General features: G+C 67.6%; 21 protein-coding genes. 7 read left to right on the plus strand and 14 right to left on the minus strand.

The features are described 5' to 3' along the window. Nucleotides 1–67: 67 nt before the first annotated feature. From pstS to ACMGRF_RS04975, 5 genes are all read right to left on the minus strand, one after another. Nucleotides 68–1,084 (minus strand): phosphate ABC transporter substrate-binding protein PstS, encoded by a 1,017-nt coding sequence (gene pstS / locus ACMGRF_RS04955; RefSeq protein WP_019659077.1) that lies wholly within the window; start codon nucleotides 1,082–1,084, stop codon nucleotides 68–70. Between the two features lie 221 nt (nucleotides 1,085–1,305). Beyond that, nucleotides 1,306–2,517 (minus strand): OprO/OprP family phosphate-selective porin, encoded by a 1,212-nt coding sequence (locus tag ACMGRF_RS04960; RefSeq protein WP_049411264.1) that lies wholly within the window; start codon nucleotides 2,515–2,517, stop codon nucleotides 1,306–1,308. 196 nt (nucleotides 2,518–2,713) lie between these two features. Continuing rightward, nucleotides 2,714–3,403, minus strand: coding sequence for an endonuclease III (gene nth, locus ACMGRF_RS04965; RefSeq protein ID WP_099488566.1), 690 nt, complete (start codon nucleotides 3,401–3,403; stop codon nucleotides 2,714–2,716). After that, a complete protein-coding gene (locus ACMGRF_RS04970) occupies nucleotides 3,403–3,756 on the minus strand; it encodes a hypothetical protein (RefSeq protein ID WP_049411258.1) in 354 nt (117 codons plus the stop codon). The genes nth and ACMGRF_RS04970 overlap by 1 nt, the downstream gene beginning before the upstream one ends. Before the next feature lie 4 nt (nucleotides 3,757–3,760). Beyond that, the gene (locus tag ACMGRF_RS04975; RefSeq protein WP_180880785.1) at nucleotides 3,761–4,543 is read right to left on the minus strand and encodes an enoyl-CoA hydratase-related protein; all 783 of its coding nucleotides are present in this window, start codon (nucleotides 4,541–4,543) and stop codon (nucleotides 3,761–3,763) included. Nucleotides 4,544–4,710: 167 nt separating this feature from the next. Here ACMGRF_RS04975 and ACMGRF_RS04980 point away from each other — a divergent pair, with 167 nt between their 5' ends. The 3 genes from ACMGRF_RS04980 to ACMGRF_RS04990 all read left to right on the plus strand — a co-directional run bounded on the left by ACMGRF_RS04980 (nucleotide 4,711) and on the right by ACMGRF_RS04990 (nucleotide 7,328). Then, nucleotides 4,711–5,412, plus strand: a complete 702-nt coding sequence (locus ACMGRF_RS04980; protein WP_005408797.1) for an FKBP-type peptidyl-prolyl cis-trans isomerase N-terminal domain-containing protein — start codon at nucleotides 4,711–4,713, stop codon at nucleotides 5,410–5,412. A 213-nt stretch (nucleotides 5,413–5,625) separates the two neighbouring features. Continuing rightward, nucleotides 5,626–6,429, plus strand: coding sequence for a CoA pyrophosphatase (locus ACMGRF_RS04985; RefSeq protein WP_180880786.1), 804 nt, complete (start codon nucleotides 5,626–5,628; stop codon nucleotides 6,427–6,429). Continuing rightward, entirely contained in the window at nucleotides 6,426–7,328 is a 903-nt protein-coding gene (locus tag ACMGRF_RS04990; RefSeq protein ID WP_414485686.1) for a sulfurtransferase, read from the plus strand. Before ACMGRF_RS04985 ends, ACMGRF_RS04990 begins: the two co-directional genes overlap by 4 nt. A gap of 540 nt (nucleotides 7,329–7,868) precedes the next feature. Here the strand turns inward: ACMGRF_RS04990 and ACMGRF_RS04995 are convergent. Continuing rightward, nucleotides 7,869–8,435, minus strand: coding sequence for an N-acetylmuramoyl-L-alanine amidase (locus ACMGRF_RS04995; RefSeq protein ID WP_049416357.1), 567 nt, complete (start codon nucleotides 8,433–8,435; stop codon nucleotides 7,869–7,871). 72 nt (nucleotides 8,436–8,507) lie between these two features. On the opposite strand from ACMGRF_RS04995, the gene ACMGRF_RS05000 reads away from it, so the two are divergent. Both ACMGRF_RS05000 and rlmKL read left to right on the plus strand, forming a co-directional pair. Next, nucleotides 8,508–9,035, plus strand: coding sequence for an alpha/beta hydrolase (locus ACMGRF_RS05000; protein WP_049416354.1), 528 nt, complete (start codon nucleotides 8,508–8,510; stop codon nucleotides 9,033–9,035). Between the two features lie 145 nt (nucleotides 9,036–9,180). Further along, a complete protein-coding gene (gene rlmKL / locus ACMGRF_RS05005) occupies nucleotides 9,181–11,319 on the plus strand; it encodes a bifunctional 23S rRNA (guanine(2069)-N(7))-methyltransferase RlmK/23S rRNA (guanine(2445)-N(2))-methyltransferase RlmL (protein ID WP_414485687.1) in 2,139 nt (712 codons plus the stop codon). A 138-nt stretch (nucleotides 11,320–11,457) separates the two neighbouring features. Here rlmKL and ACMGRF_RS05010 read toward each other — a convergent pair whose 3' ends face one another. The 6 genes from ACMGRF_RS05010 to ACMGRF_RS05035 form a co-directional block, all read right to left on the minus strand. Beyond that, nucleotides 11,458–11,787 (minus strand): DUF3325 domain-containing protein, encoded by a 330-nt coding sequence (locus tag ACMGRF_RS05010; protein ID WP_049416349.1) that lies wholly within the window; start codon nucleotides 11,785–11,787, stop codon nucleotides 11,458–11,460. Then, on the minus strand, nucleotides 11,784–13,421 hold the full coding sequence (locus tag ACMGRF_RS05015) for a PepSY-associated TM helix domain-containing protein (RefSeq protein WP_414485688.1): 1,638 nt from the start codon (nucleotides 13,419–13,421) through the stop codon (nucleotides 11,784–11,786). Before ACMGRF_RS05015 ends, ACMGRF_RS05010 begins: the two co-directional genes overlap by 4 nt. Then, on the minus strand, nucleotides 13,418–13,732 hold the full coding sequence (locus ACMGRF_RS05020; RefSeq protein ID WP_049416344.1) for a DUF3649 domain-containing protein: 315 nt from the start codon (nucleotides 13,730–13,732) through the stop codon (nucleotides 13,418–13,420). The genes ACMGRF_RS05015 and ACMGRF_RS05020 overlap by 4 nt, the downstream gene beginning before the upstream one ends. 244 nt (nucleotides 13,733–13,976) lie before the next feature. After that, complete coding sequence (locus ACMGRF_RS05025; RefSeq protein ID WP_049416341.1) at nucleotides 13,977–15,263, minus strand: DUF445 domain-containing protein; 1,287 nt, start codon at nucleotides 15,261–15,263, stop codon at nucleotides 13,977–13,979. Between the two features lie 118 nt (nucleotides 15,264–15,381). After that, nucleotides 15,382–16,260 (minus strand): plasmid replication/partition related protein, encoded by an 879-nt coding sequence (locus ACMGRF_RS05030; RefSeq protein ID WP_049437941.1) that lies wholly within the window; start codon nucleotides 16,258–16,260, stop codon nucleotides 15,382–15,384. Between the two features lie 63 nt (nucleotides 16,261–16,323). Next, nucleotides 16,324–17,676: an aspartate aminotransferase family protein gene (locus ACMGRF_RS05035; protein ID WP_262257373.1), complete on the minus strand. Its 1,353-nt coding sequence runs from the start codon at nucleotides 17,674–17,676 to the stop codon at nucleotides 16,324–16,326. A 104-nt stretch (nucleotides 17,677–17,780) separates the two neighbouring features. Here ACMGRF_RS05035 and ACMGRF_RS05040 point away from each other — a divergent pair, with 104 nt between their 5' ends. Both ACMGRF_RS05040 and ACMGRF_RS05045 read left to right on the plus strand, forming a co-directional pair. After that, nucleotides 17,781–19,277 carry an aldehyde dehydrogenase gene (locus tag ACMGRF_RS05040; RefSeq protein ID WP_099495047.1) on the plus strand — a complete coding sequence of 499 codons (1,497 nt, stop codon included), beginning with the start codon at nucleotides 17,781–17,783 and terminating at the stop codon, nucleotides 19,275–19,277. A gap of 199 nt (nucleotides 19,278–19,476) precedes the next feature. Beyond that, the gene (locus ACMGRF_RS05045) at nucleotides 19,477–20,778 is read left to right on the plus strand and encodes an MFS transporter (protein ID WP_049416327.1); all 1,302 of its coding nucleotides are present in this window, start codon (nucleotides 19,477–19,479) and stop codon (nucleotides 20,776–20,778) included. Here the strand turns inward: ACMGRF_RS05045 and ACMGRF_RS05050 are convergent. Beyond that, nucleotides 20,759–21,220: a bacteriohemerythrin gene (locus ACMGRF_RS05050; protein WP_049416324.1), complete on the minus strand. Its 462-nt coding sequence runs from the start codon at nucleotides 21,218–21,220 to the stop codon at nucleotides 20,759–20,761. The two genes, ACMGRF_RS05045 and ACMGRF_RS05050, sit on opposite strands and share 20 nt — an antisense overlap. A gap of 86 nt (nucleotides 21,221–21,306) precedes the next feature. After that, complete coding sequence (locus ACMGRF_RS05055) at nucleotides 21,307–22,650, minus strand: diguanylate cyclase (RefSeq protein ID WP_049416322.1); 1,344 nt, start codon at nucleotides 22,648–22,650, stop codon at nucleotides 21,307–21,309. Nucleotides 22,651–22,921: the final 271 nt, after the last annotated feature.

A 22,921-nucleotide genomic window follows, 5' to 3' on the forward strand; every position in this document is an offset into this window, starting at 1 on the left:
CTCGCGCCCGGGTGGGAGCGGCGGGGGAGAGAGGACCCGCCGCCCCCGTTCCTGCGGGGGAACGCGCTTACTTCAGGTTCTGCGACCAGTAGGTCTCGATCTGGCGGACCAGGCTGTCCGGCAGCGGCACGTAGTCCAGCTGGCGGGCCTGGGCGTCGCCGTTCTTGTAGACCCAGCGGAAGAACTCCTGGGTCGCCTTGCCATTGGCAGCATTTTTCGGCGTCTTCTGCACCAGGATGAAGTTGGTGGCGGTGATCGGCCAGGACTCGGCGCCCGGCGCATTGGTCATCACCAGGTAGAAGTCGCGGGCGCTGGCCCAGTCGGCGCTGGCAGCGGCGGCAGCGAACGAGGTGTCGCTCGGCTGCACGAACTTGCCGGCGGCATTCTTCATCGCGGTGTAGGAGAGCTTGTTCTGCAGCGCGTAGGACAGTTCGACGTAGCCGATGCCGCCCTTGATCTGCTTCACATAGGCGGCAACACCTTCGTTGCCCTTGCCGCCGATGCCGGCCGGCCACTGCACCGAGGTGCCTTCACCGACCGAGCTCTTCCACTCCGGGCTGACCTTGGACAGGTAGTTGACGAAGTTGAAGGTGGTGCCCGAGCCGTCCGAACGATGCACGACGGTGACCTTGGCGTTGGGCAGGGTCACGCCCGGGTTCAGTGCGGCGATGGCCGGGTCGTTCCAGGTCTTGATCTTGCCCAGGAAGATGTTGGCCAGCACCGCGCCGTCCAGCTTCAGCGCGCCCGGGGCGATGCCGGCCACGTTGACCACCGGCACCACGCCGCCGATCACCGACGGGAACTGCGCCAGGCCTGCAGCAGCCAGGTCTTCCGGCTTCAGCGGCGCATCGGAAGAGCCGAAATCAACGGTCTTGGCCTTGATCTGGGCAATACCGCCGCCGGAACCGATGGACTGGTAGTTGACCTTGTTGCCGGTTGCGGCGCTGTAGTCGGCCGACCACTTGGACATGACCGGGTAGATGAACGATGCGCCCGCGCCGGTGATGTCGGCGGCGTTGGCGGCGAACACGGACGATGCAGCCAGGATGGCGACAGCGGCGCGCGATTTGAAGGCGTGGATCACGGGGAGACTCCTGGGGTGGTGGTCGAAGGGCGGTTGCCCGACGTTTCGGTGCACATTCCATAACGGTTGCGTGACACGTCCGCGTCTGTCATATGACGCGGGCGTGACACGCGTCATGAGGGATGTCACGTCCGCTGCGCCGGCAGGGCGGCACGGGTACCACTCAACGACGAAGGCACGGCCGGGGCCGTGCCTTCGCGGTTCAACGCAGGCGGCTGGACTTACCAGAAGAACTGCGCGCGGGCTTCCAGGATGTTGGGATCGTCGTTGACGAAACCGCGCGCCGTGGAGCTGTACTTCTTGCTGTCGACCATCACGTAGTTGAGCATCAGCTTGAAGTTGGAACGCAGATACCAGTTGGCGCCCACGGTCCAGATGTCCATCTTGCCACCCAGCACGCCATCGACGATCGGCGGGCGACCGGCGACCGGGTTGGCGGCGAGGTTGCCGTCATTGAGGTCCATGTGGTCGTAGCGCACGCCCAGCTGCCACTGGCCGCCGGCCGGGTTGTTCGGCAGGCCGGTGCCCGGAGTGCCGCCCTTGTAGCTCCAGGTCTCGCCGGTCACGTTCCACACGCCGCTGATGTAGTAGCCGTCGCTGGTGTAGTTGTCGTGGTCGTAGCGCTTGGCCTTGCTGGTGTAGTACTCGGCCTGGGCCTTGAAGGGACCCTGGAAGTACATCGCTTCGGCACCGATGGTGCTGACGCGGTCGGTGTCGGTCAGGTTGCCGCTGTCGACCAGGCGGGCAGTGGCGAGGTCGGCATTCGGACGCGCACGCACGCGCAGGGTGTCGGCGTCGGCGTCGTAGTTGACGTAGCTCAGGCCGAAGTGCAGGACCTGGCCCTTTTCATTGATCGGGGCCCAGGTGCCACGCGCGCCGTAGCCGCTGCCGTGGGCCAGGTTGCGGGTCAGCTCGCGGCCGAAGGCGCTGGCGGTCACCGACCAGTTGTCCTGGCCGTAGCTGTACGCGCCGCCCAGGCGGCGGGCGATGGCATAGGTATTGGTGACCGCTGCCTTGGAAATGAAATCGTTGTTCTTGGTGCTGGACAGTTCTTCCAGGCTGTTGGGCTGCTTGAACTGGCCCAGCTGCAGGAAGTGGTTGGCGTTGCCCAGCAGCTTGTACTTCACGTTGGTGTCGAGGAACTTGTCGGCCTTGGCGTCATAGCCGACCACCCACTCCACGTTGCCCGGGCCCTTGCCCTTCAGCACCAGCTCGGCGCGACGCAGTTCGAATTCGCTGTTCTTGCCGTTGCCGGCGTCGCCACCGTTGAGGTCGACCACATCGTTGTGGAACCAGTTGCCGTCGGCCTGGACCAGGCCTTCGAAGGTGATTTCCGAACCGCCGATCACGTCGATGGCGACTTCGGCGTGTGCAGCCGGCACATACAGCGCAGCAGCCACGGCCACCGTCAGGAGTTGGTGATGCAGTTTCATGGAGAGGAGCCTTGCAGGCAGGTGGGAAGATGCGCGCAGGCTAGAAGGTAAAGATTGCGTAAATGTGACAGTTCACGCGCGGCAGACATCCGCCGCAGGCCCCGTCACGGCAGGGCCTGCCATTGAAACCGCTTGCGTATGACGCCCGGATTGCGACCCGGTTGCAGTAGATCCACGCCCTGCGTGGATGCTGCCGTCACTCGGCCGTGGTCTTATCCTTGAACCGGCACAGGTCGGCGATCACGCAGCCCGGGCAATCCGGCTTGCGCGCCTTGCACACATAACGCCCGTGCAGGATCAGCCAGTGATGTGCGTCGAGCAGGAACTCGGCCGGAATCACCCTCACCAGCTTGTCTTCCACTTCGCGCACGTTATTGCCCGGCGCCAGTCCTGTGCGGTTGGCGACGCGGAAGATATGCGTGTCCACCGCCATTACCGGCTCGCCGAACGCGGTGTTGAGCACCACGTTGGCGGTCTTGCGCCCGACACCCGGCAGCGCTTCCAGCGCTTCGCGATCGCGCGGCACTTCACCGCCATGCTTCTCCAGCAGGATCGCGCAGGTGGCGATCACGTTCTTTGCCTTGGCGTTGAACAGCCCGATGGTGGCGATGTACGGCTTCAGGCCATCCTCGCCGAGCGCAAGGATCTTCGCCGGCGTGTTGGCGACCGGGAACAGTCGGCGCGTGGCCTTGTTGACGCCGACGTCGGTGGCCTGCGCCGACAACGCCACCGCTACCAGCAGCTCGAACGGCGAGCTGTACTCCAGTTCGGTCTTCGGGTGCGGGTTGAGTTCGCGCAGGCGGGTGAACATCTCCACCACGTCGGCGCGCGGCATCGTGCCGCCACGCCGCGCCGGGGCGCGTGCGGTCTTCTTCGTGGTGGCCATCACTGTTCCTTGCCGCGGGCGCGGGCCTTGGCCCGGGCCAGAATCGCGGCTGCCGCAGCGGGCAGGGCGGGCTTCACGTCCGGGGCGGGTGCCGGGGTGCGACGTGCATCGCGCTCGGCCTCGCGGCGGGCCAGGCGCACCGCACGGGCGCGGTAGCGTTCGCGTGCAGCCCAGGCCGCGTGCAGTTGCTGCTGGGCCTGGCACAGGCGTTGCGGAAGGTCGGGGTGGTCGGGCAGCAACCGGTCGTCGCCGGCACGGACGGCGTAGTCCATCAGCCCGGCCTGCAGGGCGCCATCGAGATCGTCTGCCTGGACCCGGGCGAACAACTGCACGGGGTTGGGTCGGGATGCCATGGCGTCAGCGGTTCTGGAAGGCCGGCGCGCGGCGTTGCAGGAAGGCGCTGGTGCCTTCGCGCATGTCCTCGGTGGCGAACAGCAGGCCGAACTGCGCACTTTCGTATTCCAGCCCGGCCTCCAGGCTGCATTCGCCGCCCACGTGCACCGCGTCGAGCAGGCCACGCAGGGCCAGCGGCGCCGAGCGCGCCAGCTGGCGGGCGACGTCCTGCACGCGGTTGTCCAACGCGTCGGCCGGCACGACTTGGTTGACGATGCCCAGTTCCAGCGCACGCGCGGCGTTGATCGGCGCCCCCAGCATGCACAGCTCCAGGGTGGCGGCGCGGCCGCACAGGCGCAGCAGGCGCTGGCTGCCGCCGAAGCCGGGGATCAGGCCCAGGTTGATTTCCGGTTGGCCGACCTTGGCGGTATCCGCGGCGATGCGCAGGTGGCAGGCCATCGCCAGTTCCAGGCCACCGCCCAGTGCGAAACCATTCACGCGTGCGATGACCGGCTTGGGCATGCGTTCGATCTGGCGCATCAGCGCCTGGCCCAGCAGCGAGAAATCACGTCCCTGAACGGCGCTGAGAGTGTTCATTTCCGCGATGTCGGCACCGGCCACAAACGCCTTGGGGCCCGCCCCGGTCAATACCACGACGCGCACCTCCGGATCGGCGGCGGCGTCCCTGAAGGCATCGGCCAGGGCCTGCAGGGTCGCGGCGTTGAGGGCATTGAGCTTGTCCGGGCGCTGGACGGTCACGGTGCGGATGGCGCCGTCGTCAGCGACAGCGATCAGGGCATCGGCCACGGGGAAACTCCTGGAACGTTAAAAAAAAGTGATATTGAACTCTGCAAACGCAGACGGGTCATAGCCTGCATCGTGAGTAGCGGTTACACGTTGCGCCCGTTATCCTAACCCGTCGCCTCAGGGCGGCGCAGAACGTCCCTGAGTTACCACCCCTGGAGAACTGTTTGATGAAGTTGCGTTCTATCGCGGTCGCCGTCGCGGCCCTGGCCCTGACGGGCAATGCCTTCGCCCAGGACGTCTCGTCCGAAAAGGGCAAGCTGAGCTACTACTTCGGTTACGACTACGGCAACAACCTGGCGGAGCTGACCGGTCGTGGTGAGCAGCTGGACATCAACTCGGTGGTGAAGGGCCTGCAGGATGCCTACGCCAAGAAGCAGCCGGCGATCACCGCCGAGCAGCTGAAGCCGGCCGTTGAAGCGTTCCAGAAGCGCGAGCAGGGCCGTGCCCAGGCCGCCAAGGCCGAGTACGAAAAGGCGGCTGCCGAAAACAAGACCAAGAGCGACCAGTTCATCGCGGCGAACAAGGCCAAGGCCGGCGTGCAGTCCCTGCCGAGCGGCGTCCAGTACCGCGTGATCGAAGCCGGCAAGGGTGCCAAGCCGACCCAGGCCAGCACTGTGCAGCTGGAAGTGGCCGGTCCGTTCCCGTACGGCCAGCGCCCGACCGAAGCCCGCCCGGCCCAGCAGATCCCGTCGATCAAGGTCAGCGAAGTCGAAATGAAGGCCATGCGCGAGACCCTGCTGCAGATGCCGGCAGGCTCGAAGTGGGAAGTCACCCTGCCGCCGGACCAGGCCTACGGTGCCGATCCGCGCACCCCGTTCCCGCCGAACGTGGCTGTGCAGTTCGAGATCAAGCTGGTCAGCGTCAAGTAAATCGAAGCAGCAAACCAAACGCGCCGGTGACCCCACCGGCGCGTTTTTGTTTGCGCAGTACCTGACGGTAGAGTCGACTGTCAGTCGACTGCTCTTGGGTCACATCGGGGAAACGCCCGCTGCGCGCGCGAGTCGACTGACAGTCGACTATCGTCCGGCCGGGCCACCCGCGCAAATTCAGCCCGATCGCGCTACTGTTGGCGGGTGCAAACAATGGAAGAAACGGCGCGTGTTGTCGCAAGTCCCTGCATCGGAGTGTGCACGCTGGATCCGGACCGGCAATGCGCCGGCTGCGGGCGGCATATCGATGAGATCGCGCGGTGGTCGTCGATGAGCAACGAGGAACGCAGCCGCATCCTGCATCGCGTGCAGCCCCTGCGCGAACAACTGCAGCACTCCCTGCGCGGCTCGCTGGCCGACCACGAACGACTGATGCGCGCGCTGCACCCCTTGGCCCACCCACCTGCCGGCGACGGCTGGAACCGCAGTGAGCTGGTCGATCTGCTGCCGCCCGGGCCTCCGGTGGAGGCTGCGGTGCTGGCCGGCATCGTGCCGCGCGCCAACGGTGCACAGGTGATCCTCACCCGTCGCACCGAAACACTGCGCACCCATGGTGGCCAGGTCGGATTCCCCGGCGGCCGCACCGAACCCGATGACCGCGACGCGCTGGCGGCCGCGCTGCGCGAGAGCCAGGAAGAAATCGCATTGGCGCCCGGCCAGGTGCAGGCGCTGGGGTATCTCGATCCCTTCGTCACCATCACCGGCTACCGCGTCACGCCGGTGGTGGCGGTGGTCGATCCGGAGTTCGTGCCGGTGCCGCAGCCCAGCGAAGTGGCCGAAGTGTTCGAGGTGCCGCTGGACTACCTGATGGCCCCTGACAGCCTGCGCCAGGTCGAAATCAATCATCGCGGCCGCGTCCGCCACGTTCTTGAGTATGGCTGGCCCGGCCAGCGCATCTGGGGCGCGACCGCGGCCATCCTCTACAACCTGCGTCGCCGCCTGGAGCAAGTGCAATGAACCCGATCAAGCAGCCGTGGACCACCCTGGTCGATGTCGACACCCTGGCCGCTGCACTGGGCGAAGGCGTACACGTGGTCGATGCGCGTGCCACCGCCAGCACCGCCGTGCGCGTGGTTGATGCGCGTTCCTCGCTGGCCGATCCACAGGCGGGCAGCGGCCAGTACCTGGCAGGTCATATCCCGGGTGCGGTGTATGCCGATCTGAATCGTGACCTGTCCGATCTCAGCCGCGTCGGCCATGGTCGCCATCCATTGCCGGACAGCGATGCCTTTGCCGCGACGCTGGGGCAGTGGGGCATCGGCCCCGACACCCAGGTCGTGGTCTACGATGGCAGCGACGGCAGCATGGCCGCCTCGCGCCTGTGGTGGCTGCTGCGCCTGATCGGGCACACCCGGGTGGCCGTACTCGACGGCGGCATTGCCGCCTGGCAGGCCGCAGGTCATCCCTTGGCAGCCGGGCAGGGCATGGTCGCGTCGCTGCCGGCCTACCCGGGCCGTTTCGACACCACCCAGATCGCCAACGCCGATGAAATCACCGCGCGGCTGAAGCATGCGCCGGGCTGGCTGGTCGACGCGCGCGCGGGTGAACGCTTCCGTGGTGAAGTGGAGCCGCTGGACCCGGTGGCCGGGCATGTGCCGGGCGCGGTCAACCGCCCGTTTGCACTGAACGTGCTCGACGGCCGCCTGCGCGACGCACAGGAGTTGCGCGCCGAACTGCAGGGCGTGATCGGCAACCGCGATCCGCAGCAGGTGGTGCTGATGTGCGGTTCCGGCGTGACCGCCTGCCACCTGCTGCTGGCGATGGAAAGCGCAGGCCTGAGCGGCGCACGCATCTACGCCGACTCCTGGAGCGGTTGGGTGAGCGACAGCAGCCGCCCGGTGGCGACCGGCACCTGAGAAGCGCGGGGTCGGATCCGTTTTCCAACGGAAAACGGCTTTGACTCCATCGAGCGTAAATCGTGGGTCAGAGCCCGTTGCGTGGCAACGGGATCCGACCCCGTGCCGACCAAGGTCGACACCCACCAATTCGTGGAGTGGGTGGGTGAGCGACAGCAGCCGCCCGGTGGCGACCGGCACCTGAGAAGCGCGGGGTCGGATCCGTTTTCCAACGGAAAACGGCTCTGACTCCATCGAGCGTAAATCGTGGGTCAGAGCCCGTTGCGTGGCAACGGGATCCGACCCCGTGCCGACCAAGGTCGACACCCACCAACAGCAGCGGGAAACTGTCGAAGGCGGGGTGGGTCCGGTTGCGGGGGGCCAGATCAGTCCGCGGCATGGATGCCGCGCCCAAGCCCCCGTGGACGGGTTCACGGCGTCCCCCGCAACCGGACCCACCCCGCCATCCCACGGAATGCCAGAGTTTGACGTTGACGTTGACGTTGCCGTTGCCGTTGACGTTGCCGTTGCCTCTGCGGGTGCAGGGCGCAGCCCTGCTGCTTACTCCAACCCCTGCAGCGGCACCTTCGCCAGCACCCGCGCCCACGGGAACAAGGGCCCCGGATCGCGCTTGCGTGCCACCCTCAGCGTCGGATCATCGCTGGCCGGCACCTGCTCCAGATCCAGCTGGTCGTGCCCTGCGATCCGCCGCAAGGACGGATAGCGCACCGCCAGCGCCAGCAGCAGCCGCTCCAGCGCTTCCAGCTGTGGCTCGGTGTACGCCTCGTCCATCGCCTGGTGGCGGCTGTCGAACCAGTCCGGATAGCGCCCGCGGTTGACCAGCTCGATGCCCAGCGTATGCGCGTTCATGCCGCGCACGTGATGGGCCACGCGTTCCGGCGCCACGTACTGCACTACGCTGCCATCGCGGTCGATGTAGAAGTGCCCGCTGTTGCCGGCGCCGCTGTCGTACAGCACGCGCTCGCCGTACTCGCGGGCCATCGCCAGATCGGGCAGCTCGGTGCAGTGGATCACCACCATTTCCAGCGAGGCGGGATCCCGCAGCGGCAGTCGGTCGTGATAGGGCAGGGGCTGCAGCTGCAGGCCGGGCAGGAGCGGGTTGGGCATCCGGCGATGCTAGCATTGCGGCATGAACCTGCCTTCCCTTTCCTCGTCGGCCCGCGCCCACGGAGCACGCGCATGAGCCGCGGCCACTGCATCCTCTCCCATGGCTTCGAGAGCGGCCCGGAGGCGACCAAGGTCACCGCGCTGGCCGAGGTGGCGCAACGCCTGGGCTGGACCCACGAGCGCCCCGACTACACCGACCTGGATGCGATGAGCGAGGTCAGCCGGGTGGGCGACGTGCCGACCCGCCTGCGCCGTCTGGTTGAACGCGCCGCCATCGCTGCCCGTCAGGGGCCGGTGGTGCTGGCCGGCTCCAGCCTGGGCGCCTACATCTCCGCCATCGCCTCGCTGCAGGTGCCGGTCGCCGGCCTGTTCCTGATGGTGCCGCCGACCACCATGGGCCCGATGCCGGCGCTGGACGCCGCTGCGGTGCCGACCACGGTGGTGCAGGCCTGGCATGACGATGTAGTGCCGGCTGCCGGCGTGATTGCCTGGGCGCAGGCGCGTTCGGCGCAGTTGCTGCTGGTTGACGATGGCCACCGCCTGGAGCGCCACGTGGACGCTTCCGCGCAGGCCTTCGAGCGCCTGCTGCGGCAACTGTGAAGCCGGGGCGCACGGCGCGCCCGCCCGCATTGACTACAATGGCAGCCCCGCCGCCCCCGGCGCGGGCTTGCCGGCCGTGCCTACGGCCCTCCTTTCCGACCGGCCCGGCCCCTGTGCCGCGCCCGACCACCTGCGAACCGATCCCGTGAAATTCTTCGTCTCCTGCGCCAAGGGCCTGGAATACCTGCTTGCCGATGAACTGTCGGCCCTGGGCCTTGGCAAGGCCACCGCCACCATTGCCGGCGTCAACGCCGAGGGCGAACTGGCGCAGGCGCTGCGGATCGTGATGTGGTCGCGCCTGGCCAGCCGGGTGGTGTGGCCGATCGACGAGTTCGACTGCCCGGACGAGCAGGCCCTGTATGACGGCGTGCGTGCACTGCCGTGGCACGAGCACATCTCGCCGGAGATGACCCTGGCGGTGGATGCGCACGTGTCCGGCGACAAGATCACCCATGCACGCTTTGCCGCGCAGCGGATCAAGGATGCGATCGTCGACCGCATGCGCGACGAAGGCCTGGAGCGGCCCTCGGTCAACACCGATCTGCCCGACGTGCGCGTCAACCTCTCGCTGCGCAAGGGCCGCGCCTCGCTGTCGATCGACCTCGGCGGTGGCCCGCTGCATCGCCGTGGCTGGCGCGGTGCCGCCCACGAGGCGCCGCTCAAGGAAAACCTGGCCGCCGCGCTGCTGCTGCGCGCGCAATGGCCGCGCCTGCATGCCGCCGGCGGTGGCCTGCTGGACCCGATGTGTGGCAGCGGCACGCTGCTGATCGAAGGCGCACTGATGGCCGCCGACGTTGCCCCCGGCCTGATGCGGCATGGCAGCCTGCCGCCGAGCCGTTGGCTGGGCTTCGACAAGACGGCCTGGAAGTCCATCCAGAGCGAAGCACGTGAGCGCGAAGCGGCCGGCCTGGCCGCGCTGAAGCCGGTCATCCACGGCAGCGACATCGACCCGGCCGCGATCCAGGCGGCCCGCGAGAATGCCGAGGTCGCCGGCGTCGCCCACGCGATCCGCTTCACCCGCGCCGATGTCGCCGACCTGGCCGCGCCCGAACAGGAGATCGGAGCGGTGGTCTGCAACCCACCGTACGACGAGCGCCTGGCCGCCGATCCGGCGTTGTACCGCGCACTGGGCAATGCCTTGCAGAAGGCGGTGCCGCAGTGGCGCGCCAGCCTGCTGTGTGGCAATGACGAACTGGCCTTCGCTACCGGCCTGCGCGCCAGCAAGAAGTACCAGATGTTCAACGGTGCGCTGGAATGCGCGCTGATCGTCTGCGATCCGATCGCTGTGCCGGGCCGTGATCCGGCACAGCCCCGCGAGCTGAGCGAAGGCGCGCAGATGGTGGCCAACCGCCTGCGCAAGAACCTGAAGAAGTTCAAGAGCTGGCGTGCCCGCGAGGACATCACCTGCTTCCGCGCCTACGACGCCGACCTGCCGGAGTACGCGGCGGCCATCGACGTCTACGAGGAAGAGGGTGGCAGGCGGCGTACCTTCCTGCATGTGCAGGAATATGCGGCACCGGCAGCGATTCCGGAGAACGACGTGCGCCGCCGCCGCAATGAGCTGCTGGCCGCCGCGCGCGAAGTATTCGGCGTGCCGCCGGAGCAGGTGTCGATGAAATCGCGCGAGCGCGGCAAGGGCGGCAGCAAGTACGGCCGCTTCGAGCAGCGCGACGAGTTCATCGTGGTGCGCGAGAACAACGCGCTGCTGCAGGTGAACCTGTTCGATTACCTGGATACCGGCCTGTTCCTTGACCACCGCCCGCTGCGCCGGATGATGGCCGAGCAGGTGCGTGGCAAGCGTTTCCTGAACCTGTTCTGCTACACCGGCGTGGCCAGCGTGCAGGCCGCCGTGGCGGGTGCCGCCAGCACCACCAGCGTCGACCTGTCGGCTACCTACCTGCAGTGGTGCTACGACAACCTGGCGCTGAACGGGCAGGGGGGCAACCAGCACCTGCTGGTCCAGGCCGACGCGATGGCCTGGCTGGAAGGCGACCGTGGACAGTACGACGTGATCTTCTGTGACCCGCCGACCTTCTCCAACTCCGCACGCGCCGATGACTTCGATGTGCAGCGCGAACAACTGAAGCTGCTGCGTGCGGCGGTGGCGCGGCTGGCACCGGGTGGCGTGCTGTACTTCTCCAACAACTTCCGCCGCTTCAAGCTGGAAGAGAACGCCATCGCCGAGTTCGCCCAGTGCCGCGAGATCACTGCACGCACGATTGGTCCGGATTTCGAGCGCAACGCGCGCATCCACCGCGCATGGGAACTGAAGCGGTTGGGGTAAGCCCGGTAGTGCCGGCCGCTGGCCGGCAACTGCGTCAGAACCGTGGAAGGTCCGCGGGATGCGGGCCAGCGGCCGGCACTACCCCATTGGGCCTGTAGATCCACGCCATGCGTTGATGCCGCCGTCCCCGTCCTGCGGCTACAGCAACTCCAGCACCAACCCCAGCACCGGCAGCGCGATCGCCAGCGGCGCAATCCACGTTGGACGATACGGATACAACCCGAACGACAGCGCCACGCCGGCCAGGGTCATTGCCCCCAGCCACAGCACCGGGCCCATCGCCCAGCCGTGGTCGGCCACGCACAGTGCGAACGCCGCCGTCAGCAGCGCCCAGCCCAGCACCCGCCACTGCATCCGCCGTGCGGGTGCGGCCGCGGCCTTGCCATGCAAGTCGTGCTGGTGCCTTTCCATCGACAGCGACAGCGCGGTGAACGCAGAGAACGACAGTGCCAGTGCCAGCAGCATCATGCGCTGGCCTCCGCTTCGGCCGCTTCTGCAGTGTTCAGCGATGCCTTCGGCGCAGCCGCAGCGGCCGCACGCTTCTTCTTCTCGGCCGCACTCAGCGGTGGCGTCCAGCGCTGCATGCGCCAGCCGCACAGCGCCAGCATTGCACCGAACGCGATCATCGACAGATCGACGCCGGCCAGTACCCAGTCACCGCTGCGCAGTGTGATGCCCAGATGCGCGTGCGTGGTCAGCGCATTGACCACCGGCACCAGTGCGAACGCGGCCGCACCCAGGTACAGCTGCCACGCCCACATCATCCGCTTCGGCCAGATGAAGGCGGCCAGCAGCGCGCCGCCCCAGGCGTAGAAGAACACGTTGGCCTCGGCACTGGAGCGCTCGGCGATCTGCAGCGGCAGCAGGCGGTTGCCCCAGAAGTACGCCGCGAAGGCGATCGGCAGGCCGGCCACGGTGCCGATGTTCAACGCATCGACCAGGCGCAGGCCGAATCCGGTACGCCCGTTCTTGGCATGCTTGGGACGCTCCTTCACCGCCCACAGCACCACGCCGCTGGCGACCATCAGGCAGCCGACCAGGCCGGACAGGAAGAACAGTGCGCGCAGGCCCCAGTCGGCGAAGCGCGCCAGGTGCAGGCCATACAGCACGCCACGGGTGGCGGTGGCGCCGCCGGACGGCGGCGTCTCTTCCAGCAGCGCACCGCTGACCATGTTGTAGCGCAGCGCCGGGGTGTCGGTGGACAAACGCCTGCCGTCGCGCTGGCGGATGTCGATCACCGCATTGGCTGCGCCCGGGTTGGACACGGTGAAGCCGGCCACTTCCACGCCGTGCCAGTGTGCACGCGCGCTGTCCAGCAGCTGTGCGATCGGCAGCGGCGTGGCGCGGCCTTGGGCCGGCGCAGTCACCTCCGGCATGCCGCCGAAGGCTTCGCTGAAGAACTTTTCCTCGTCCTGCGGGTAGGCGACTTTCACCCCCCACGGCAGGTACATGATCATCAGAGTGACGATGCCGGTGTAGGTGATCATCGCGTGGTACGGCAGGGCCATCACCGCGCTGACGTTGTGGAAATCCAGCCAGGACCGCAGGCCCTTGTCCTTGCGGAAGGTGAAGAAGTCCTTGAAGATTTTCTTGTGGGTGATGACGCCGGTGATGATCGCCACCAGCATGAACATCGCGCAGAACCCGACCAGGTAGCGCGCCCAGTACACCGGGATGTAGTGCAGGTCGAAGTGCAGGCGGTAGAAGAAGTCGCCGCCACGGGTCTCGCGCGCCTTCAATGCCTGGCCGGTGTTCGGGTCGAGCGTGGCGTCGCCGAAGCCACCGCGACGGCCACGACTGGGGTCGGCCAGTTCCGGCGGCAGCCGCCAGAACATCTGCATGGCCGGGTTGCGCGGCTGCGGCAGGGTGACGAACCAGTTCTCGGCGTGGCTCGCATTGGCCTGCAGGTAGGCCACCGCGCGCTGCGCGGCCACGTCGATGCTGACGTTGCTGGACGGCAGCTCCGGGCGCATCCAGCGGCTGATTTCCTCCCGATAGTAGCTGGCGGTGCCGGCCATGAAGATCAGCAGCAGCAACCAGCCGACCAGCAGGCCAGTCCAGGTATGCAGCCAGGCCATCGACTGGCGGAATCCGTTCTTCATGCCCAGGCTCCCAACAGGCGCGCGACCGCCGCCATCAGCAGGGCGGGGGCGAGGATGCCGACCCAGGCGCGCAGCGCGCTGCGGGTGGCAAAGGCCCACAGCGCCGCGCAGGCAGCCACCAGAATGGCCAGCAGCATGCCGGTCAGCACGGTCTGGCCGCGCGCGCCGGGCAATGCCACCGCGCAGAACACGCTGGTCATCGAGGCCAGCGCATAGCCGCCGAAAATCGCGGCCAAAGAGCGCGACAGCACGCCCCAGCGCGGGTTGGAGAACAAGGTGCGGGGGCTGGCGGGTGTGGGCGAGCGGTCCACGGCGTTCCTGCAGGTAGGAGAAGGGATGGAACGCGTCCGCGGCCCCCTTGCGCCCTGCGCATGTCGCCCAGCGTGTCCCATCGACGAAGCACTGCCCGCGCAGACGGGCAGCCCAGAGGTCGGGGAAGTACGCGGGCGATGGGCGCGTCTTCGTGCCCGTTTGGCTAAGCGTACAACCGATCAGTAAATGATATGTATTCGCATTTTATGAATCAAGCGTGCTGATCGTGGGCATTGGCCGGGGCTAGAACCTGGACACCACGGTTGCCGCATGCAGCAGCAGGCCGATCAACCCGCCCACCAGGGTGCCATTGAAGCGGATGAACTGCAGGTCGCGACCCACGCTCAGTTCCAGTTGCTCGACCAGGTGCCGCTCGTCCCAGCCCTTCACGGTCTGCGCGATATGCGTGGTCACGCCCTCGCGCAGGCGCCCGGTCAGGCGCTGCGCACCTTCCAGCAGGTGCTGGTTGAGGGCCTCGCGCAGGGCCGGGTCGGCCTGCAGGCTGCTGCCCAGCGACGCCAGGCTGCGCTGCAGGTGGCCGACCAGCGCCGAGTCCTCGCGTTGCAGGTCGGCGCGCAGGCTGGCATGGATGCGCGCCCACAGCCCCTGCACGTAGTCCTGCAGGGCGGGGTGGTCGATCATGTCCTGCTTGAGCTGTTCGATGCGCTCGGCCAGTGCCGGGTCTTCGCGCAGGCGCTGCACGTAGTTCTGCAGCCAGGTCTCATAGTCCTGGCGCAGCGGATGCTGCGGCTCGGCCAGCACCTGTTGCAGTTCTTCCAGTACCGCCCGCGCCAGGCGTTCGGCCAGGCTGTCGCCGATCTCGTCGATCGGCTTGACCCAGTTCACCGTGCTCGACAGCGTCGGCCATTCGCGCTGGATGTAGCGCACGATCAGCTGCGAGGCGCGCTCCTTCACCTCCGGCTGCTCCAGCCAGCGTCCCAAGCGCTGCAGGCCCTCGTCCAGCACGCGCTGGTGGCGTCCATCGGCGGTCAGCAGGGCCAGCAGTTCACCGGCGGTGGCAGCGGCATTCCACTGCCGCAGCTGCTGCACCACGAAGGCATGCAGTTGCCGCCGCACCGCGGTTTCGTCGAAGAAATCCAGTGCCTGCAGCGCCCAGCCGCGGGCCATGTCGGCCAGCATCCGCGAGCGTGCCGGGTCGGCCAGCCAGCTACCGAGGCGGCTGGCCGGATCGAACACCTGCAGCTTGGCCAGCAGCACACCCGGTTCCAGGAACTGGTCGCGCACGAACAGCGCCAGGCTGTCGCCGATGCGCTCCTTGCTGCGCGGAATGATCGCGGTGTGCGGAATCGGCAGGCCCATTGGCCGCCGGAACAGCGCAACGACCGCGAACCAGTCGGCCAGCGCGCCGACCGCAGCAGCCTCGCAGAAAGCCGAAACCCAGGCCCAGATGCCGCGTTCGCCGTGCCAATGGCTGATCGCGAAACCGGCCAGCATCAACAGCAGCAGGCCCAGTGCGAGGGCTTTCAGGCGCCGCAGCTGGGCGCGGCGCGGATCGTGGGCAGGCGTCATGCCGGAAGTCTAACCGGCACGGCATGAGCATCTGGTAGTGCCGGCCGCTGGCCGGCATCCGCAACGCTTGCGGAAGATTCATGGGGGTGCCGGCCAGCGGCCGGCACTACCCGCTGGTTCAGAGTGCTTCCAGCTGCTTGCGCAGCGCGGCCAGCTGCGCGCGCAGAGTGTCGTTCTCGCGGGTCAACGCGACCACGCGGCGGCGCAGTGCCGGGGCATCCTCGCCCAGCTGTTCCAGTGCCAACAGTACTTCGGCGTCGCGGCTGGCGATCTCGTCCTCGCCGGGCTCCTCGAAGTCCATCTCGGCCGCGTCCGGCTTCGGTGCGCGCGGCTTGCGCTTGGATTCGCGCACGCGCTTGGCCGCCTGCTTCAGCTCGTCCTTGCCACCGGCGGCGGCGGCCCGCTGCTCCTCTTCGGGCAGGTCGGCCACGGCCGCAGCGGCGCTGATCGAGATCACGCCGGCCTTCACCGCCTCCACCACTTCGGGTGCAGCCTGGGCGTGGATGCGCTCGATCATGCCGACCTGGCTGGTACTCAGCTTGGCCTCGCGGGCCAGCTCGGCGCGGCTGAGCTTCGGTGCCGGCTCCCACGGCGGGCTGTCCTCGCCCGCCTCATCGGCAATCTCGGCGATACCGTCGCTTTCGCGCTGCAGCTGCGCCTGCTCGACCTGCTTGCGGGCGGCCAGGATGTCGCGCTTGCGCAGTGCCAGCACACCACGCTGGAAGTCGGACACGCTGCGGCGGCCCAGATGCTGCTCGATCATCCACAGGTGCACGTCTTCCATGCTCTGGAAGCGCGTGTTCTGCACGGTGTTGAAGGGCAGGCCATGCTTCTGGCAGATGCCGAAACGGTTGTGACCATCGACCAGCACATTACCCCACAGCACCAGCGCATCGCGGCAGCCTTCGGCCAGGATGCTGCGCTCCAGCGCGTCATGTTCGTCCGCAGTCAGCGGGTCGATGTAGGCCTTGAGTTCTTCTTTGACGACGATATCCATGGGCACGGCAACGAGCAGGAGCGGAACCGCCCATTGTACCCGCTCGCCACCGCCGGCCCGGGTTCAGGCGGTGACCCGGATCATCTCGCCCAGGGTGCCGGTGATCTGGTCGATCTGCGCCTTGTCCACGATCAGCGGCGGCGACAGCGCGATGATGTCACCGGTGCAGCGCACCAGCAGTTGGCCGTCGTGGAAGCAGCGCCGGAACACCTCGTAGCCGCGGCTGCCGGGCATGTCCCGGCGTGGCGCCAGCTCGACCGCACCGACCAGCCCGAAGTTGCGGATGTCGATCACATTGGGCAGGCCCTGCAACGCGTGCAGCCGTTCCTGCCAGTACTCGCCCAGTTCGATGGCGCGCTCGAACAGGCGCTCTTCGGCGTAGACGTCCAGTGTTGCCAGCGCTGCGGCGCAGGCCAGCGGGTGCCCCGAGTAGGTATAGCCGTGGAACAGCTCGATGGCCTGCGGCGGGGCCTGCATCAGCGTGGCATGCACGGCGTCGCTGGCCAGCACGCCGCCCAGCGGCGCCGCGCCGTTGCTGACCGCCTTGGCGAAGGTCAGCAGGTCCGGGGTGACCCCGAAGCGCTGCGCGGCGAAGGGCATGCCGACCCGGCCGAAACCGGTGATGACCTCATCGAACACCAGCAGGATCCCGTGGTGGTCGCACAACTCGCGCAGGCGCTGCAGGTATCCGGGCGCGGGCAGGATCACCCCGGCGGAGCCGGCGATGGGCTCGACGAAGACGGCGGCAATCGTCGAGGCGTCATGCAGCGCGATCAGCCGTTCCAGGTCGTCGGCCAGCTCCGCGCCCTGGCGCGGCAGGCCCTTGCTGAACGCGTTGCGCTGCAGGTCCAGGGTGTGGCGCAGATAGTCCACGCCGCCCAGCTGCAGGCCGAACGCCCTGCGGTTGTTGGGCAGACCGCCCAGGGCCATGCCACCGAAACCGACGCCGTGATAGGCCTTCTCGCGGCTGATGAAGCGCGTGCGCTGGCCCTCGCCACGCTGGCGGTGGTAAGCCAGCACGATCTTCATCGCGGTATCCACCGCCTCCGAGCCGGAGCTGGTGAAGAACACATGGTTGAGCGGGGCCGGAGCCAGTGCGGCCAGCCGCTGTGCCAGCGCGAAGGCCGGCGGCGAGCCCATCTGGAATGCCGGCGAGTAGTCGAGCGTGCGCGCCTGCCCGGCGATGGCCTCGACGATGCGCGGGCGGGCATGGCCGGCGTTGCAGCACCACAGGCCCGCGGTACCGTCAAGGATCGGGCGGCCATCGATGTCTTCGTAGTGCATGCCTTCGGCGCGGACCAGCATGCGTGGTGCCGCCTTGTACTGGCGGTTGGCGGTGAATGGCATCCAGTAAGCGTCCAGTGACTCGGGGCGCTGTGTGGCCAGGTCGTGCAGGTCGCTTCCGGGACGCTTCATGCCAGCTCCGTCGGGTCCGATGCGACGAATGTAGCGCAGCCACGTCACGGCGGAGTCGCGGTGACCCCGGTATAACCAAGGCTCGTTGAATGCTGGAGCTTCCCATGGCCGATTTCCCCGACCGCAGCCATTGGCAGGCGCTGGCCCTCCAGCTGTCGATGCCGGGGCAGGCCTTCATCGATGGCCGCTATGTCGATGCCGCCAGCGGCGCCCGTTTCGACTGCGTCAGCCCGATCGACGGTCGCGTACTGGGCACGGTCGCCGACTGCGACGCGCAGGACGTGGAGCGCGCGGTAATGGCCGCGCGGCGCAGCTTCGAGGCCGGCCACTGGTCGCAGGCCAGCCCGGCCCAGCGAAAGCGCGTACTGTTGGCGCTGGCGGCACTGGTGGAAACGCATGCCGACGAGTTGGCCCTGCTGGAAACCCTGGACATGGGCAAGCCGGTGCGTGATGCGCGCCGCATCGACCTGCCAGGCGCGGTGCGCTGCCTGCGCTGGACCGCCGAGGCCGTCGACAAGCTGTACGGCGAGATCGCGCCGACCGGCCCGCACGAACTGGGACTGGTCACGCGCGAGGCCGCCGGGGTCGTGGCCGCGATCGTTCCGTGGAACTTTCCGCTGCTGATGGCCTGCTGGAAGATCGCGCCTGCATTGGCCATGGGCAACTCGGTGGTGCTCAAGCCGTCCGAGCGCTCGCCCTTGAGTGCGTTGCGGCTGGCGGCGCTGGCCGCCGAAGCGGGCCTGCCAGAGGGCGTGCTGAACGTGCTGCCGGGGCACGGTGCGCGCGTCGGTGAGCCGTTGGCCCTGCACATGGATGTGGACGTGCTCGCCTTCACCGGCTCCACAGCCACGGGCGCGAAGCTGCTGCAGTGTTCAGGGCGATCCAACCTGAAGCGGGTCTGGCTGGAGTGTGGCGGCAAGAGCCCGCATGTGGTGTTCGCCGACGCCCCTGATCTGGACGCCGCTGCGAAGGCGGTGGCACAGGGCATCTTCTTCAACCAGGGCGAGGTCTGTACCGCAGGTTCGCGGCTTCTGGTACAGCGTTCGATCCGCGAGGATTTCGTGCATCAGGTGGTTGCCTATGGCCAGCACATGCACCCCCGCCATCCATTGGACCCCGATGCGCCGATGGGCGCGCTGGTGGATGCCGCGCACCTGGACAAGGTGATGGACGATATCGCGCGCGCCGAAGGCGAGGGCGCCCGGTTGCTGCTGGGCGGTCATCGCGCCGACATCGAGGCGGGCGGTTGTTATGTGCAGCCCACGGTATTCGATCAGGTGAGCCCCGACCAGGCATTGGCGCGCGAGGAAGTATTCGGGCCGGTGCTGGCCGTGCTCGGCTTCGAAGACGAAGCCGAAGCGGTGCGCCTGGCCAATGACAGCCGCTACGGCCTGGCCGCCGGCCTGTGGACGCGGGACCTGGGGCGAGCCCACCGCGTCGCGCGCCAGCTGCGCGCCGGCAGCATCTGGGTGAACGGCTGGGATGGCGGCGACATGACCGCTCCGTTCGGTGGCTACAAGCAGTCCGGCAACGGGCGCGACAAATCGCTGCATGCGTTCGACAAGTACAGCGAGATCAAGGCCACCTGGATACAGCTGTAACGGCGCCGGGCCTTGCGCCCACCTGTAGAGCCGAGCCGATGCTCGGCTGCATTTCGTGGAATGTGGCCGAGCAGGGGCGAGAACCTGCAGAACAATGGCGCCTGCCCCCTCGTTGGCATCGGTGTCGGCTGAAACCATCGTCCCGTGCGGCCACCGGCCCGTGGCAGAATCGGGCGATCCGCCGTTACCTGTGTTGCCGATGTCGACGATCACCGCTGCCGCGCCGCCCGTGAATTCCCCCCGTCGTGTCCTGCTGGCCAGCCTGATCGGTACCACGATCGAGTTCTTCGACTTCTACATCTACGCCACGGCCGCGGTGCTGGTGTTCCCGCACCTGTTCTTCCCGGACAGCAGCGAACAGGCAGCCTTGCTGCAGTCGCTGGCAACCTTTGCGGTGGCCTTCATCGCACGCCCGGTTGGCTCGGCAGTGTTCGGTCATTTCGGCGATCGCATCGGCCGCAAAGCCACCCTGGTGGCTGCGCTGCTGACCATGGGGCTGTCCACGGTACTGATCGGCCTGCTGCCGACGCACGCACAGATCGGGCTGTGGGCGCCGGCGCTGCTGGCGCTGTGCCGCTTCGGCCAGGGCCTGGGGCTGGGCGGCGAGTGGGGCGGGGCAGTGCTGCTGGCCACGGAAAACGCACCGCCGGGCAAGCGTGCCTGGTACGGCATGTTCCCGCAGCTGGGTGCACCGCTCGGCTTCCTGCTGTCGGCCGGCATCTTCCTGGTGCTTGGCCGCTGCCTGAGCCAGGCCGACTTCCTGCAGTGGGGCTGGCGCATTCCGTTCGTGGCCAGCGCGCTGCTGGTCGGCCTCGGCCTGTGGGTGCGGTTGAACATCCACGAAACCCCCGACTTCAAGCAGGCGCTGGAGCGCAAGGCGCCGGTGCGGCTTCCGATGTGGACGGTGCTGCGTGACCACCCGGTGCCGATGCTGCTGGGTACCCTGGGTGCGTTCGCCACCTTCGTGCTGTTCTACCTGATGACAGTGTTCAGTCTGGGCCATGGCACCGCGGTGCTGGGTTACAGCCGCGAGCAGTTCCTGCTGATGCAGATGGCCGGCATGCTGTTCTTCGCGCTGGGCATCCCGCTGTCGGCGCGCTATGGCGACCGCTGGGGGACGCGCCGTACGATGATCGTGGCCAGCGTGCTGATCATCGGTTTCGGCGTGCTGTTCGCGCCGCTGTTCCAGCCGCACAGCCCGTGGCTGGTCACCGCCTTCCTGTGCCTGGGCCTGTTCCTGATGGGCCTGACCTACGGTCCCTGCGGTACCTTCCTGGCCGAGATCTACCCGGTGGAGGTGCGCTACACCGGCGCATCGCTGTCATTCAACCTGGCCGGCATTCTGGGGGCGGCACCGGCGCCCTACCTGGCCACCTGGCTGGCCGAGCGCTTCGGCCTGGTCGCGGTCGGCTACTACCTGTGCCTGACCGCGGTGGCGACGCTGTGCGCGCTGGTGGCACTGCACCGGCGCGCGCTGCGGTTCAGCCAAAGAAGCGCTTGAGCGTACGCCCCAGCCAACCGCCACCCTGGTGCTCGCGGGTGAACTGGTTCAGGTGCGCCTTGACCTGTTCGGCATAGGCCTGGTCATCGCCGCGGATGTGGTTGAACAACCAGCGCGAGAGCATGGTGCGCAGTTCGTCGCTGATGTCCTCGCCGGCCTGGAAGCGCAACCGGTACTCGGCCACGCGCTTGATGAAGATCTCGTGCACGCGCTTGTGTGCCGCACAGAACGGGTAGCCCGCCTCCTCCATCAGCTCTTCCTCGAACGCGAAGTGCGACATGGTGTAGTCGACGACTTCGTCGATCACTTCACCCACCGCTGCACGCTGCAGGCTGGTCTGCGCCACGTGCAGGTGGTTGAGCATCTCGATGATGCGGCGGTGTTGTTGATCGATCACATCGATGCCGATGTTCAGATCGTCCTGCCAGACCAGTAGTGCCATCCCCCGGCTCCCCTTCATGCGTATGTCGGGGCCGACTGTAGAGCTGCCGTGCGGGAACGGCGTTGATCTGGATCAAAGCGAGCCGGTCAGGTCAGCGCAGGCTCGCGTGGACGCAGCGGGCTGGCCACCGTGGTGCAGCTGACCCGATTGCGGCCACCGGCCTTGGCCAGGTACAGCTGGCGGTCGGCCTCGGAGATCAGCCGGTGCAGCGCATCGCGCTGCGGGCGCAGGCAGCACAGGCCGATGCTGACTGTCATGCGCAGGGTAGCGGTGCCGATGTCCACCTCCAGTGCGGCGATGCGCTGGCGCAGTTCTTCGAAGTACAGCAGCGCCTCGTCCTGTTCCATGTCCGGCACCAGCAGGCAGAACTCCTCGCCGCCGAAGCGCGCGATCAGGTCGTGGCTGCGTGCATGCGCGGTCACCGCGCCGGCCACCGCGCGCAGCGCGTCGTCGCCTGCTTCGTGGCCATGGGTGTCGTTGATGTGCTTGAAGTGGTCGATGTCGATCATCGCCACCGCCACGCATTGGCCGTGCAGCTGCAGCTGCGGCAGCTGACGCTGGCTCTGCTCCAGGAAGAAGCGACGGTTGGGCAGGCCGGTAAGGAAGTCGCGGGTGGCCAGGTCCTGCAGGGTGCCGATCAGTTCCAGCTGGTCCACGTTCTGCGAGACGCGGCAGAAGAACTCCTCGCGCGAGAACGGCTTGCGCAGGAAATCGTTGGCGCCGTTCTTCAGGAAGCGCGGGATCAATGAGGCGTCGGTATTGCCGGAGATGCCGATCACCGCCACCTTGTCGCGCGAGCGCAGGGTGCGCAGGCGACGGGTGAATTCCACACCCTGCATGCCGGGCATTTCCTGGTCGACCACCGCCAGGCGGATCGCCGGATGCGCCTCGATTGCAGCCAGGCCCTCGTTGCCGTCGGCGGCTTCGTGCACCTCATGCCCATACATGCGCAGCAGGGCGGCGGCATAGCCACGCGCGGACGGCGAATCGTCCACCACCAGCGCGGCGATGCGTCGGTTGCGTTCCAGCCGCTGCACCAGCCACACCAGGTAGTCGATGCTGCCCGGGGTATTCTTCAGCACGTAGTCGATGATCTGTTGCTGCAGTACGCGCTTGCGCAGGTCCTCGTCGTAAACGCCGCTGACCACCACCGTCGGCAGGTCGCGCTTGAGGAAGAACTCGACCACTGCATCGCGGTCGCCGTCGGCCAGCACCAGTCCGGTCAGCACCAGGAACCAGCCCCCGCCTTCGCTGAGCAGCCGGTCGGCCTCGGCCAGGGTGGAGGCGATCACCACCGGCAGTTCCAGGCGCTGCTCGATGGCTTCGCGCAGCATGCCGGTGAACGCACGGGAGTTTTCGACCAGCAGGATCCGCTGCGGCAGCGGATCGGCCAGGTCGCCATCGACGGCGGCCTGCGGCAGCACGGGCATGATGCGGTGGCTCACGAGGGAGGGGCTCGGCACGGATAGCGGCGGTTTCGGGTGTAACTTTAGCGGAGCCTTTGGTTGCGGACAGATCTGCCCTGCACGGTCCTGGTGGGGGTACCGGGCATCCCTGGGAGACACGGTCAGGTCTGGAAGCAATTCCCTTCATGGCGCTTGCAGTGCGGCGTGGTTATGCTGGGTTGCGCCATCCCTACTGGTGTCTTGGGCACGACTGCGCCGAACGAAGGATCCCTTCAAGCGAGGTCGAGAGCCATCC

It is taken from the genome of Stenotrophomonas sp. EMP41, from assembly GCF_047495535.1.
Classification (GTDB): Bacteria; Pseudomonadota; Gammaproteobacteria; order Xanthomonadales; family Xanthomonadaceae; genus Stenotrophomonas; species Stenotrophomonas sepilia.